This window comes from Streptomyces paradoxus, assembly GCF_014202475.1.
Classification (GTDB): domain Bacteria; phylum Actinomycetota; class Actinomycetes; order Streptomycetales; family Streptomycetaceae; genus Streptomyces; species Streptomyces paradoxus.
On the sequence record NZ_JACHGV010000004.1, the window covers coordinates 619,824 to 632,127 of the forward strand.

At 71.7% G+C, this 12,304-nt stretch carries 13 protein-coding genes; 6 read left to right on the forward strand and 7 right to left on the reverse strand.

The window, feature by feature from the left end; all coding sequences use genetic code 11:
• Window positions 1–343 precede the first annotated feature (343 nt).
• A complete protein-coding gene (locus HNR57_RS17360) occupies window positions 344–1,057 on the forward strand; it encodes a M23 family metallopeptidase (RefSeq protein ID WP_184560890.1) in 714 nt (237 codons plus the stop codon).
• A 20-nt stretch (window positions 1,058–1,077) separates the two neighbouring features.
• On the opposite strand, the gene HNR57_RS17365 is transcribed toward HNR57_RS17360, so the two are convergent.
• On the reverse strand, window positions 1,078–1,674 hold the full coding sequence (locus HNR57_RS17365; protein WP_184560891.1) for a TetR/AcrR family transcriptional regulator: 597 nt from the start codon (window positions 1,672–1,674) through the stop codon (window positions 1,078–1,080).
• Between the two features lie 121 nt (window positions 1,675–1,795).
• Here HNR57_RS17365 and HNR57_RS17370 point away from each other — a divergent pair, with 121 nt between their 5' ends.
• The 3 genes from HNR57_RS17370 (at window position 1,796) to HNR57_RS17380 (ending at window position 4,452) form a co-directional block, all read left to right on the forward strand.
• A complete protein-coding gene (locus HNR57_RS17370; RefSeq protein WP_184560892.1) occupies window positions 1,796–3,379 on the forward strand; it encodes an MDR family MFS transporter in 1,584 nt (527 codons plus the stop codon).
• A 103-nt stretch (window positions 3,380–3,482) separates the two neighbouring features.
• Window positions 3,483–3,941, forward strand: a complete 459-nt coding sequence (locus tag HNR57_RS17375; protein ID WP_184560893.1) for a helix-turn-helix transcriptional regulator — start codon at window positions 3,483–3,485, stop codon at window positions 3,939–3,941.
• Window positions 3,942–4,005: 64 nt separating this feature from the next.
• The gene (locus HNR57_RS17380) at window positions 4,006–4,452 is read left to right on the forward strand and encodes a VOC family protein (protein ID WP_184560894.1); all 447 of its coding nucleotides are present in this window, start codon (window positions 4,006–4,008) and stop codon (window positions 4,450–4,452) included.
• Window positions 4,453–4,468: 16 nt separating this feature from the next.
• On the opposite strand, the gene cseC is transcribed toward HNR57_RS17380, so the two are convergent.
• The 5 genes from cseC to HNR57_RS17405 form a co-directional block, all read right to left on the reverse strand.
• Entirely contained in the window at window positions 4,469–5,818 is a 1,350-nt protein-coding gene (gene cseC, locus HNR57_RS17385; RefSeq protein WP_184560895.1) for a two-component system sensor histidine kinase CseC, read from the reverse strand.
• A 14-nt stretch (window positions 5,819–5,832) separates the two neighbouring features.
• Window positions 5,833–6,534 carry a two-component system response regulator CseB gene (cseB, locus tag HNR57_RS17390; RefSeq protein WP_184560896.1) on the reverse strand — a complete coding sequence of 234 codons (702 nt, stop codon included), beginning with the start codon at window positions 6,532–6,534 and terminating at the stop codon, window positions 5,833–5,835.
• A 128-nt stretch (window positions 6,535–6,662) separates the two neighbouring features.
• Window positions 6,663–7,319, reverse strand: coding sequence for a hypothetical protein (locus HNR57_RS17395; RefSeq protein ID WP_184560897.1), 657 nt, complete (start codon window positions 7,317–7,319; stop codon window positions 6,663–6,665).
• Window positions 7,307–7,846, reverse strand: a complete 540-nt coding sequence (locus tag HNR57_RS17400; RefSeq protein ID WP_030251439.1) for a SigE family RNA polymerase sigma factor — start codon at window positions 7,844–7,846, stop codon at window positions 7,307–7,309. The genes HNR57_RS17395 and HNR57_RS17400 overlap by 13 nt, the downstream gene beginning before the upstream one ends.
• Before the next feature lie 283 nt (window positions 7,847–8,129).
• Complete coding sequence (locus HNR57_RS17405) at window positions 8,130–9,071, reverse strand: HhH-GPD family protein (RefSeq protein WP_184560898.1); 942 nt, start codon at window positions 9,069–9,071, stop codon at window positions 8,130–8,132.
• Between the two features lie 118 nt (window positions 9,072–9,189).
• Here HNR57_RS17405 and HNR57_RS17410 point away from each other — a divergent pair, with 118 nt between their 5' ends.
• Together HNR57_RS17410 and HNR57_RS17415 are read left to right on the forward strand one after the other, a co-directional pair.
• On the forward strand, window positions 9,190–10,776 hold the full coding sequence (locus tag HNR57_RS17410; protein ID WP_184560899.1) for a sensor histidine kinase: 1,587 nt from the start codon (window positions 9,190–9,192) through the stop codon (window positions 10,774–10,776).
• Complete coding sequence (locus tag HNR57_RS17415; RefSeq protein ID WP_184560900.1) at window positions 10,773–11,456, forward strand: response regulator transcription factor; 684 nt, start codon at window positions 10,773–10,775, stop codon at window positions 11,454–11,456. Before HNR57_RS17410 ends, HNR57_RS17415 begins: the two co-directional genes overlap by 4 nt.
• Before the next feature lie 70 nt (window positions 11,457–11,526).
• On the opposite strand, the gene HNR57_RS17420 is transcribed toward HNR57_RS17415, so the two are convergent.
• Window positions 11,527–12,168 (reverse strand): phosphatase PAP2 family protein, encoded by a 642-nt coding sequence (locus HNR57_RS17420; protein ID WP_184560901.1) that lies wholly within the window; start codon window positions 12,166–12,168, stop codon window positions 11,527–11,529.
• Window positions 12,169–12,304 lie beyond the last annotated feature (136 nt).

The window sequence follows — 12,304 nt, forward strand, 5'->3', positions numbered from 1 at the left end:
GTAGGCGCCTAGAGGCGTGCGCCACATTTCAGGAATGGCCGGAGAGGGTCCCCGGTGACATGCGGCACAGGCGATATGTCCGTTACTAGCTGGAATAGTGGATAACGGAACGGGAGAAAAGGGATTCTTGCCCCGGTGTGGGCGTGGAAGTGCGGGCTAGTGCCCTGATTCGTCCCGAATGACTGCTGTGTCAAGAGACGTAGAACACTGAACCAAATTACTAAAGAGCGTCGTAGATCACGCTTTTGGGTGTTTGTCGGGCCGCGGGTTACCAAGGGATGGCCATGCGGCGAGCGTCTGTGCGCCGGGTGGTTTTCTCCGTCCCCTTCCATACGAGGTTTCGATGTCCCAGCGCGTCACGTCCCGTTCTTCCCGTACGTCCCAGCTCCGCACCCGTGCGACCGTGCTGGCCGCCGGCCTTGGTGTCTCGGTCGCACTGGGAGCCGGGGTCGCGTCCGCCGCCGACACCACGGCCGCGTCCGGTGCCGCCAGTGCCGTCCAGGCACAGGCCGCCGCCCAGGCCAAGGCCGCCAAGGCCGAGGCCGCCAAGGCCGAGAAGGCCGCCAAGGCCGCCGCCGCGAAGAAGGCTGCCGAGAAGAAGGCCGCTGCCGAGAAGGCGGCCGCCAAGAAGGCCGCGCCGTCCTGGGTCGACCCGGTGAAGAAGTACAAGCTCTCCGCGTCCTTCGCCCAGAACGGCGGCATGTGGCAGTCCACCCACAGCGGTCAGGACTTCGCCGTGCCGAGCGGCACCCAGGTCGTCGCCACCCACGGCGGCACCGTGGTCAAGGCCGGCGGCAACGGCGCCGGTGACGGTCCCGCGTACGGCAACGCCGTCGTGATCAAGCACGGCAACGGCACGTACTCCCAGTACGCCCACCTGTCCAAGGTCACCGTGCGGATCGGCCAGATCGTCAAGACCGGCCAGGAGATCGCCAAGTCCGGCAACACCGGCAACTCCAGTGGTCCGCACCTGCACTTCGAGATCCGCACGACCCCGAACTACGGCTCGGCGGTCGACCCGGTCAAGTTCCTGCGCGCCAAGGGCGTGAAGGTCTGACCAGCCTGTGAGCGCAGGCTCTAGGAGCCCCCGGCTCCCCGGTGGGCCTGGGCCACCAGGTCCGTGGCGACCTCGAGGACGGCTTTGTTCTTCTCCTCGGGGTCGTCTCCCATGTCGGGGAGCAGGAACATGCCGGCGTGCAGCGTGAAGATCGCGCTGGCATAGCGGACCTGGTCGACCAGGGCGGCGTCCGGGTCGACGATGATGTCGCGCAGACTGTGGATGCGCGATTTGAAGGACTCGCCGATCCGCAGGTCCCGTACCGTCGCCTGGTTCTCGTGCATGAAGCGGAACAGTGGCGCCGCCTCGGCGAGTGTTGCGGCGTAGCGGCGGACGGTCTCCTGCTTGGTGGCCAGGGTGTGCGGTTGCTCCCGGCCCCACTCGATCAGGTCCTCGATCGGCTGGGTGAGGTCCTCGAAGATGCTGACGAGGATCTCTTCCTTCGTCTTGAAGTGGTAGTAGAGCGCCGCTTTGGTGACCTCCAGGCGCTCGGCGATCTCGCGCAGGGAGGTCTTCTCGTAGCCCTGCTCCGCGAAGAGTTCGAGGGCCACGTCCTGGATGCGCCGGCGGGTGTTCCCGCGGCGCCGCTGCCTGGTGCCGTCCATGGTGCCGCCCATCCTCCTACGCCCCCCGCTTTCCATAAAACTTACTTGACGCCCGGCTAGTTCCACGACTAGCTTCCGAGTGTAGTCACTAGCCGGTCGGCAAGTAAGTAGCGGTGGTGGGGGAGTGGGAGCGATGACGGACACGACGGACACACCAGTGGCCGACGCCGGGGAGAAACAGCCCAAGAGCGTGCGGGTCGTGCTGCTCGCACTGATGATCGCCATGATGCTCGCGATGCTCGACAACATGATCATCGGTACGGCGATGCCGACGATCGTCGGTGAGCTGGGCGGGCTCGAACACCTCTCCTGGGTCGTCACCGCCTACACGCTCGCGACCGCGGCCTCCACCCCGCTGTGGGGCAAGCTCGGCGACATGTACGGCCGCAAGGGCACCTTCCTGTCGTCCATCGTCCTCTTCCTGATCGGCTCCGCGCTCAGCGGCATGGCCCAGAACATGGGCGAACTGATCGGCTTCCGCGCCGTGCAGGGCCTCGGTGCCGGCGGTCTCATGGTCGGTGTCATGGCGATCATCGGCGACCTGATCCCGCCCCGGGAGCGCGGCAAGTACCAGGGCATGATGGCCGGCGTCATGGCGCTGGCGATGATCGGCGGTCCGCTCGTCGGCGGCACCATCACCGACAACTGGGGCTGGCGCTGGGCCTTCTACATCAACCTGCCGCTCGGCGCGGTCGCGCTGGTCGCCGTCAGCGCGGTGCTGCACCTGCCGAAGAAGCGCTCCAAGGCGCGGATCGACTACCTGGGCGCCGCGCTGCTGACCGTCGGCATCACCGCGATCGTGCTCGTGACGACCTGGGGCGGCACCGAGTACGCCTGGAGCTCCGCGCGGATCATGGAGCTGATCGGCATCGGGGTCGCCGCGCTCGTCGGGTTCGTGTTCTGGCAGACCAGGGCCGCCGAGCCGGTGCTGCCGCTGCACATCTTCCGCAGCCTCAACTTCACGCTGATGTCGGTCATCGGCTTCATCACCGGCTTCGTGATGTTCGGCGCCACGCTCTTCCTGCCCCTGTACCAGCAGTCCGTGCAGGGTGCCTCCGCGACCAACTCCGGGCTGTTGCTCCTGCCCATGCTCGGCGCGATGCTCGTGACCTCGATGGTCGCCGGGCGGGTGACCACGAACACCGGCAGGTACAAGGTCTTCCCGGTCGCCGGCAGCGCGCTGATGATCGTCGGGCTGTACCTGCTCTCCACGATGGACACCGGGACCTCGCGTCTGACGTCCGGAATCTTCATGGCCGTGGTCGGGCTCGGCATGGGCTGCCTGATGCAGATCACCATGCTGGTCGCCCAGAACAGCGTCGAGATGAAGGACATGGGCGTCGCGTCCTCGTCCACCACGCTCTTCCGCACCCTCGGCTCCTCCTTCGGCGTCGCGATCATGGGCGCCCTGTTCAACAACCGCGTCCAGGACGTCATGAGCGAGCGGGCCGGGGCGCTGGGCTCCAAGGTGACCGAGCAGTCGGCGCAGCTCGACGCGAAGAGCCTGGAGAAGCTGCCGGTGCTGGCACGGGAGGCCTACCAGCACGCGGTCTCCGCCGGCACCCACTCGGCGTTCCTGCTCGGCGCGGTGGTCGCGGTGGTCGCACTCGCGGCGGCCGTGTTCGTGAAGGAGGTGCCGCTGCGGGGAGCGGGACCGAAGGAGGACGGCAAGCCGGACGCCCCGGCGGCGCAGCCGCCCGTGGTCGAGGCCGTCTGACCGCAGGAGTACGAGGCCCCCGGGAGTGTCCGCCCGGGGGCCTTCGTCATGCCCGGCCGCGAGCCGGGGGCCGTTGTCAGACCCCCGTGCCACCATCGGTCGCATGGACAAGACGCGCCAGATCCGGCTCGCCAAGGACGCCATGGACCGGGACTGGGCCGACCCCGGGCTCGACCTGGACACCATGGCCGCGCACGCCGGGTATTCGCGCTACCACTTCATCCGCGCTTTCAAGGAGGCGTACGGCGAGACCCCCGGCCAGTACCTGACGCACCGCCGCATAGAACGCGCCGAGGACCTGCTGCGCACGGCGAACCTGTCGGTGACGGAGATCTGTCACCTGGTCGGCTTCAGCAGCGTCGGCACGTTCTCGTCCCGTTTCAAGGCGTGGACCGGCCTGACCCCCAGCGAGTACCGGACGAAGCACGTGGGCCGGGGCGCCGCCCTCATACCCGGCTGCTATGCCATGCTCTGGGCCGGCGGCTTCCGCTCCGCGCCCGGCGCCGGCGAGCAGAACCCTTCCGGAGAGGCGAAGCAGCGCAATTCCGGAGAAGCGGGCTGACACCCCCGCTGCCTACCGTGGCAGGGCAGGTACGACGGCCGCAGGGCCAGAGCAGGAGCACGCCATGATCAAGGGTCTCGCCATATCGACCGTCTGGGTCCTCGACCAGGACCGGGCGAAGGAGTTCTACACCCGGAAGCTGGGCCTGGAGGTCCGTACGGACATGACCATGGGCGAGGGCGGTATGCGCTGGCTCACGGTCGGCTCCCCGGACCAGCCCGGCGTCGAGCTGACGCTCATGGTGCCCGGCGGGCCCGCCATGGACCCCGAGTCCGCCGAGATGGTCAGGAAGCTGGTGACCAAGGGGGCGCTCGGCGCGGGCGTGCTGACCACCGACGACATCCACGGCGACTACAAGAAGCTCAAGGACCGGGGCGTGGAGTTCCTCCAGGAGCCGCAGGAGCGCCCGTACGGCACCGAGGCGCTGTTCCGCGACGACTCGGGCAACTGGTTCTCCTTCACCCAGCCCCGCGAGGGCGGCCTCGACATGGACCAGGACTGGACCTGCTGACCAGGGATCTCCGGCCCTACGACGCCGGCAGCATCGGGTAGCTCCCCGTGTTCGTCGGCGCGTGCTCCGGCAGCCACAGCACGGCGACGGCGCCCTCGGCCGGCAGATGCTCCGGTGTCCCGGGGGTGCGGACGTTGCGGAAGGTCAGCCGGGCGCCCAGCACCCGGGCCTGACCGGCCGCGATGGTCAGGCCCAGTCCGTGGCCGTGACCGGCCCGGTCCCTGCTGCCGGTGCGGAAGCGGCTCGGGCCCTCGGCGAGCAGGTCCTCGGGGAAGCCCGGGCCGTGGTCGCGCACGCGGATGACCCGGCCCTCGACGCTGACCTCGACGGGCGGCTTGCCGTGCCGGGCCGCGTTGGCCAGGAGATTGAACAGGACGCGCTCCAGGCGGCGCGGGTCGGTGGTGACCTCCGACTCGTGCACGATGCGCACCTCGATGGCCGGGTCCTTGGCCGCCACCCGCCGGGCGACGAACTCGCCCAGCATGATGTCCTGCAGCTCCGCCCGCTCGGAGGCCCCGTCAAGACGGGCCACCTCCAGCACGTCCTCGACCAGCGTGCGCATGGCCTTGGCCCGGTCCAGCACCAGCTCGGTCGGGCGTCCGGGCGGCAGCAGTTCGGCGGCGGTGAGCAGCCCGGTCACCGGGGTGCGCAGCTCGTGCGCGATATCGGCGGTGACCCGCCGTTCGGCCTCGATGCGCTGCCGCAGCGCGTCCGCCATGGCGTCCACCGCGCTCGCCAGGTCGTCCGTCTCGTCCCGCACGACCCCGCCCATGGCGTCCCGCACCCGCACGTCCGTCTCGCCGCCCGCGAGCTGGCCCGCCGCGATGGCCGCCTTGCGCAGCCGTCGCGAGAGATGCCCGCCGATCAGCACCCCGAGCGCGCTGCCGCCGAGGACGACCGCGATCGACCCGATGAGCAGGGCCTGGTCGAGGTCCTGAAGGATGTCGGAGCTGCGGTCGGTGAAGCCCGAGTGCAGGGACATCACCTGCCCGTTCTTCAGCGGCACGGCGGCCCATATGTCGGGCACGTCTCCCGGCTTGTCGGCCACGTACGTCGCCCGCTGGCCCGCCTCGACCCGCTCCCGCAGCGCATGCGGCAGCTCCGGGTCGTTGATCTTGGTGTTGGGGAAGTTCATCCGCCCGGACAGCTCGAAGTTGCGCTGGGCGATCATGATCCGCTCGTCGGCGAGGTCGCGCGCGTTGTCCAGCATCGAGACCCGGGCGGCGTTGTGCACGACGAGGCTCAGCGCGATCGCCACCAGCGCACCCACCAGTGCGATGGCCGCGCTCAGCTTCCATCTGAGGCCCGTACGGATGCCCGCACGCTCCAAGCCCGCGGCGACCAGGCGCCGGAAGTGCCCCCTCATACCCCTGCCCCTGCTCAGGCCTTCAACTTGTAGCCGAAGCCGCGGACCGTCTCGATCCGGTCCTGGCCGATCTTCTGCCGCAGCCGCTGCACGTGCACGTCGACGACGCGGGTGTCCCCGCCCCAGCCGTAGTCCCACACCCGCTCCAGCAGCTTGTCGCGGGAGAGCACCGTGCCCGGCGCGGAGGAGAACTCCAGCAGCAGCCGCATCTCGGTCGGCGTCAGCGCCACCGGCTGTCCGGCGCGGCGGACCTCCATGCCCTCGGTGTCGACCTCCAGGTCCCCGAAGGCCAGCACCCCGCCGCTCGCCGGGGCGGCCGGCTCGTCGCCCCGGCCGCCGCCCGCGTGCCCGAAGCGGCGCAGCACCGCGCGGATCCGGGCGACCAGGACCGCACCGTCGAACGGCTTGGTCACGTAGTCGTCGGCGCCCGCCTCCAGGCCCAGCACGACGTCGATGGAGTCGGCCCGCGCCGACAGCATGATCACCGGCACGGTCGACTCGTCGCGGATACGGCGGCACAGGCTGACACCGTCGAGGCCGGGGACCATGACGTCCAGGAGCGCGATGTCGGGGCGGTCCGACCGGAACGCCTCCAGGCCCGAGAGCCCGTCGGGCATGGCGGTGACCACGAAGCCGTCCCGCTCCAGGGCGAGCTGCGTGGCCTCGCGGATGACGTCGTCGTCCTCGACGAACAGGACATGGGTCTGGTCTGCCATCCCGGTGCTCTCAGTCCTTCGTGGTCCGTGGGGTGCGTTCTCCTGCTGGGACGCACGGCCCCTGCGATGCGTTCACCGAGGGATCGGTCCGAGGGGCCCGATCGGTTCACGCGGCCCTCCCGCCCGCGTCAGCCCGCGGGCACCGGCGTCGCGCTGTCGCCGACGACCTTCCCGTAGTCGTTGTGCGTGCGGTACTTCTCGGCGAAGTGGCCCGAGGTCCATCTGTACGTGATCACGTTCTCCCCGGAGGGACTCGACACCGGGTCGCCCTTCTCGTACACCTGCTTGGTCACCACCAGGTCCCCGCGGTCGATCTCCGCGTAGACCGGCGGCTCCTCGGCCTTGAACACATTCTCGTACGAGCCGTCGTGCTCGCGGTACACGTAACTGCCGACACCCACCGCGTCACCGCAGGTCAGCACGTTGACGACGACATCGTCGGCGGAGCCTGAGGTCAGATTGCCGTAGGAGACGTCGACCGGGTACTCGTCGGCGACGCACGGCTTCAGCTCGCGCTTCACCGCGGGCGCGACCTTCGGGTCGTCCTTGATGAGCCTGACCGCGTTCACGGTGTCGGGGGACTTCGACGGTGCGGCGGACGGTGTGGCGGCGGCCGCGCCCGCCACCGAGTCGGTGTGCGCCGGGCCCTCGTCACGGGCGCCGGTGCCGCCGGCACCGCACCCGGACACCAAAAGGGCGAGGGCGGTGGGCACGGCCAGTGCCGCGCTCACCGCCTGGATACTGCCCCGGGTCCGTGCAGAACCCTCGCCGGTCAGGCCGCGCACCGCTCCCGCTCCTCACGCTCCAGCGCGCGTGCGTCCAGATCGCGGGACTCCAGCTCCTCGCGGAGCCGGGCGAGCGCCCGGTGCAGCGTGCTCTTGACCGTTCCGGCCGACATGCCGAGGGCGGCGGCCGTCTCCTCCGTGGACATCTGCTCCCAGTGTCGCAGTACCACGACACTGCGCTGCTTGGGGGCGAGCACCTTCAGGATGTCCATGAGCAGGGCGCGGTCCGCGTGCTGCTCGGTGGCGTCGTCGACCGAGGCGTCCGGGAGCTGCTCGGTCGGGACCTCCTCCAGCTTCCGCGCCCGCCACCACTCCGTGCGGGTGTTGATCATCACCCGGCGCAGGTAGGCGTCGGCCAGCCGCTTGTCCTCGATGGTCTCCCAGCGGCCGTACGTCCGTACCAGCGCCGTCTGCAGCAGGTCCTGCGCATCCGTCGGGTCCGGGACCAGGCGGCGGGCGCTGCGCAGCAGCGCGTCCTGCCGGGTGCGGACGTACTCCTCGAACTCGAGCACCTCGCCCTGCGCCATGGTGAACCGCCTCCCGTTTCCCCGTTCGGACCGGCTCCCCGCCGCCCGTGTACTGCCTGTGGTCTTCATTCGTCCCGTGTCTTCCGGGAACGCATCTGAAGGTACGGAGGCGTTGTCACGGCGCTGTCCGAAGCAGCCTGCGGCCAGCACTCGGCTGTCCGTCGGTTGTGTAACGGAAATCCGAACGGGGTAAAGACGTGGGGGTGTTGAGGCGGGTTCAGGGTGATTTGCCCACCCTGGCTCCTGTGACGGACGGTGGCCCGCGCTGTGATGTGCCTGTACGTCAGGTCAGCGGCAGCCGGTACAGACCGCCCGCCATCGGCTCCACCAGACCGTCGGAGACGAGACCGTCGAGGGCACGGGCCCGCTGCACCGGCTCGTGCCACACCCGGTCCAGAGCGGCCTGCGGAACGGGCCCGTGCGCCTCGCGCAGCACGGCGAGCAGCCGCCCGCGCACCTGCCGGTCGGTGCCCGCGTAGGTCTGGCCCTTGCGGGGCGGACCGTCGTGCTCCGGCTTGCCCGCCAACCGCCACGCGCACTGCGCGGCGATCGGGCAGCGGTGGCACGACTCGCTCTTCGCCGTGCACACCAGCGCGCCCAGCTCCATGGAGGCGGCGGCCCAGCGGGCGGCGGTCGGCTCGTCCTCGGGCAGCAGCGCGCGGGCCAGCTTGCGTTCGGCGGCGGTGGTGGCGTTCGGCGGGTACTGCACACCGGTGACCGCGCGGGCGAGGACCCGGCGCACGTTGGTGTCCAGCACCGGGTGCCGCTGCCCGTAGGCGAAGGAGGCGACGGCGGCGGCCGTGTACTCGCCGATGCCGGGCAGCGCCAGCAGCTGGGCGTGGTCGGCCGGTACGTCACCGCCGTGCCGTTCCGTTATGGCGACGGCGGCGCCGTGCAGGCGCAGCGCGCGGCGCGGGTAGCCGAGCCGGCCCCAGGCGCGGACGGCCTCACCGGGCGCCTCCTTGGCCAGGTCGGCGGGGCGCGGCCAGCGCTCCAGCCACTGCTCGTAGACGGGCAGGACGCGGCTCACCGGCGTCTGCTGCAGCATGAACTCACTGACCATCACCCCCCACGCCCCGGCCTCGGGGCGCCGCCAGGGCAGGTCACGGGCGTGTTCGCCGAACCAGTCGATGACGGGGGAGTGCAGGTCCGCTCCGAGGGGCGGGCCGGAGGGGGCGTCGGCGGGGGCGGGGATGGGCTGCGGGGGCTTCGTGGGAGCAGTCATGGCATATCGATGGTGCCACGCAGAGCCGTCCGAACGGGCACACCGCCACCCCTGAGAGGACGGGTACCTGACGATCGACAGCAGTGCGGGCAGGTGGGGCACTTGTAGCGTCGGGCGCATGAAATGTCCTGGGCCGGCCCCGCTCGCCCGTGGCGCCCTCCTCTGGGCCGCCTTCGCCGTCCCGGCGCTCACGGCGGACCGGATCGGGCTGAACGAGCCGCGACCGGGCTGGCAGCAGGCGGCCGGTGTCGCCGTGCTGGCCGTGGCCGTCGCCGTGTCCCGGCGGCTGCCGGCGGTCGCCTTCGCGCTGGTGGCCGCCCTGAGCCTGGCCGCCGCCCCGGCCCTGTTCACCGTCTCCTACGGCCCCGCCCTCGGCGTCTGCGCGCTGCTGCTCGGGCTGCGGGCGGGCCGGGCGCGCCCCGCCGTGCTGTGCTTCGCGGCCGTCGGCTGCGCGGGCACCGCACGGATCGTGCTCGCCGGAGCCGACCCGGCCCCCGAGTGGCTCGTCATGACGGGCACGCTGCTCTTCGGCTGTGTCTTCCCCTGGCTCGGCGGCCGCTACTGGCGGCAGAGCCGCGAGCTGGCCGAGGCGGGGTGGCTGCGCGCCGCCCGGCTGGAGGACGAGGCCCTCCTTGCGGAGGAGCGCGCCCGGCTGCGTGAACGGGCCCGGATCGCCCAGGACATGCACGATTCCCTCGGCCACGAGCTGAGCCTCATCGCCCTGCGCGCCGGCGCCCTCCAGGTCGCACCCGGACTCGGCGACGAACACCGGGCGGCGGCGGCCGACCTGCGTGCGGCCGCCGCCGACGCCACGGACCGGCTGCACCGCATCATCGGCGTCCTGCGCGAGGACGACGAGCCCGTGCCGCTGTCCCCGGCCGACGAGACCCTGGAGCAACTCGTGGCCCGGGCCGCCGAGTCGGGCCTTCCGGTGCGCTGGGAGCCGGGCGGACGGGGCCCGGCCGCCGGCCCGCCCTCCGCCGGTACCGGCGAGGTCGCCGAGCGCCTGCTGCACCGCGTGGTCCGGGAGGCACTGACCAACGCGGCACGGCACGCACCGGGCGCCCCCGTGGTCGTGGCGGTCACCGGACAAGCGGCGGGCACCTCCGTCACGGTCACCAACGGCCCTTCCAGGCAGGACGGTTCCCGGCCCTCCGGAGGCGGCACGGGCCTGCTCGGGCTGCGGGCGGCGGTGACCTCCGTCGGCGGCGAGTTCGAGGCCGGTCCGCACGGAGAGGGCTTCCGGGTCCGGGCGTACGTCCCGGGGCAGCCGGTCGCGGTCAGGCCGGCGCGCCCCGCCCGGGCGCCGTTCACGCACGCCCGCCGCCGGGTCGCCGCCGGCCTCGGCGCCGCGGCCGGCGTGGGCGTGGTGCTCGTCGGCGCCGCCGTCGGCTGGTACGCCTACGCCGAGACGCACTCGGTGCTCGATCCCGCCGCGTACGCGAAGCTGCGCCCCGGCACCCCGGCCGCCGAGGTCGAGCGGGTGCTGCCCGAGCGTGACGTGAACGACCCGCCGGAGGAGCGGGCCCCGGCCCCGCCCGAGGGAGCCGAGTGCCGCTACTACCGCGCGAGCGGCGAACTCTTCGTCTCCGTCGCTCACTTCAGACTGTGTTTCGACGCCGGACGGCTGGTCGCCAAGGACGTGGTCCCCGGCGGCGGCCTGTCCGGCGAAGGCCGCGAAGAGTACGAGGAGTTCGCGCGATGAGTACGGGGGACACGAGCAGGGCGCCGATCCGCGTGCTGCTGGCCGACGACGAGGCGATGGTCCGGGCCGGAGTGCGCGCCATCCTGGGCAGTGGCGGCGAGACGGAGGTCGTCGCCGAGGCGGGCGACGGGCGCGAGGCGGTGGAACTGTGCCGTGCCCACCGCCCGGACGTGGCCCTGCTGGACATCCGCATGCCGCGCCTGGACGGTCTCGCGGCGGCCGAGGAGATCGTACGGACGGTGCCGGGCACGGCCGTGGCGATGCTCACCACCTTCTCCGAGGGCACGTATGTGACCCGCGCCCTGGGCGGCGGCGCGACGGGGTTCCTGCTGAAGTCCGGGGACCCGTACGAACTCATCGCGGGCGTACGGGCGGTGGCCGCCGGCGCCGCGTTCCTCTCGCCCAAGGTCGCCCGGTACGTCATCGACGAGGGCCTCGGCGGCGGCCGGCTCACCCGCGAGGCACGCGCACGCACGCGGGTGACCGCCCTGAGTCCCCGCGAGCGCGAGGTGCTCGGCCTGGTCGGCGCGGGCCTGTCCAACCCGGAGATCGCCGCCCGGCTGCATCTCGTCGAGGGCACCGTGAAGGCGTACGTGAGCGCGGTCCTGGACCGGCTGGGCGTACGCAACCGGGTACAGGCGGCGATCGTCGCGTACGAGGCGGGGCTGGTGGAGCCGTGACCGCAGCGGCGCGACGGCGCCCGTGAGCCGCGGACGGGTGCTTGGCGCGGCGTGCGCCGTGCGTACCGGCTCACCGGCGCGCGTGCGTCTCGTACCGCGGGACGGGCGCCGGGCCCGGTCCCAGTGCCCACCGCACGGCCGGTGCCGGCGAGGTGCGCATCGCCCCGGCCAGCCGCGTCATCGGGCCCCTGCCCAGTCGTACGGCGAGGAGGGCGACCAGCGTGCCGAGCGCCAACCCCGCCATGACGTCGTGCGGATAGTGCACCCCGACGAAGACCCGGGAGAACGCCATCAGCAGGGCCAGCGGGGCCGTCAGCCACAGCAGCGCGCGCCGCACCAGGGCCAGGGAGACCGCCGCGGCGCCCGCGATGGTGGCGTGGTTGGACGGGAAGGACCAGTCGCCGTGCGGCGGGCACGCGGCCAGTGACGCGGCCGCCCCGGTCACCGCACGGCACGGACGCTCCTCCTGGACAGCGGACTTGAGCACCTCACTGCACACGTACGCCACAGCCGTGGCCAGAGGTGCAAGGGCTGCGATCGCGAACGCGCGGGGGCTGCCCCGGCGGGCACACCACCAGGCCGCCGCGAACAGACCGGCGAACACCAGCAGTCCGGCCTCCGTCCATATCTCAGCGCCGTGCTGTACCCAGTTCGGGGTGTCGAGCGCGAAGTCGGTGATGTCGCGGTAGAGCGCGGTGTCCTCGGAGTTCATGGTCACAGACGGTAGGCGGCGGGCCAGTACCGTCACACCCAGCGATCGTCGGGTTCCGTACCTGACGAAAGACAGGGGTGGGGCCGGGATTCCGGAATGATGATCCGGAAAAGTTGTTCACCGAACGGCGGGTGGG

Bases quoted from the DNA above. Each gene is read 5' to 3' on its own strand.
- HNR57_RS17360 (WP_184560890.1), top strand. From the start codon at position 344: ATGTCCCAGCGCGTCACGTCCCGTTCTTCCCGTACGTCCCAGCTCCGC.
- HNR57_RS17365 (WP_184560891.1), bottom strand. From the start codon at position 1,674: ATGGGCGGCACCATGGACGGCACCAGGCAGCGGCGCCGCGGGAACACC.
- HNR57_RS17375 (WP_184560893.1), top strand. From the start codon at position 3,483: ATGGACAAGACGCGCCAGATCCGGCTCGCCAAGGACGCCATGGACCGG.
- HNR57_RS17400 (WP_030251439.1), bottom strand. From the start codon at position 7,846: ATGGCGCAGGGCGAGGTGCTCGAGTTCGAGGAGTACGTCCGCACCCGG.
- cseB (WP_184560896.1), bottom strand. From the start codon at position 6,534: ATGGCAGACCAGACCCATGTCCTGTTCGTCGAGGACGACGACGTCATC.
- HNR57_RS17415 (WP_184560900.1), top strand. From the start codon at position 10,773: ATGAGTACGGGGGACACGAGCAGGGCGCCGATCCGCGTGCTGCTGGCC.
- cseC (WP_184560895.1), bottom strand. From the start codon at position 5,818: ATGAGGGGGCACTTCCGGCGCCTGGTCGCCGCGGGCTTGGAGCGTGCG.
- HNR57_RS17405 (WP_184560898.1), bottom strand. From the start codon at position 9,071: ATGACTGCTCCCACGAAGCCCCCGCAGCCCATCCCCGCCCCCGCCGAC.
- HNR57_RS17410 (WP_184560899.1), top strand. From the start codon at position 9,190: ATGAAATGTCCTGGGCCGGCCCCGCTCGCCCGTGGCGCCCTCCTCTGG.
- HNR57_RS17370 (WP_184560892.1), top strand. From the start codon at position 1,796: ATGACGGACACGACGGACACACCAGTGGCCGACGCCGGGGAGAAACAG.
- HNR57_RS17380 (WP_184560894.1), top strand. From the start codon at position 4,006: ATGATCAAGGGTCTCGCCATATCGACCGTCTGGGTCCTCGACCAGGAC.
- HNR57_RS17420 (WP_184560901.1), bottom strand. From the start codon at position 12,168: ATGAACTCCGAGGACACCGCGCTCTACCGCGACATCACCGACTTCGCG.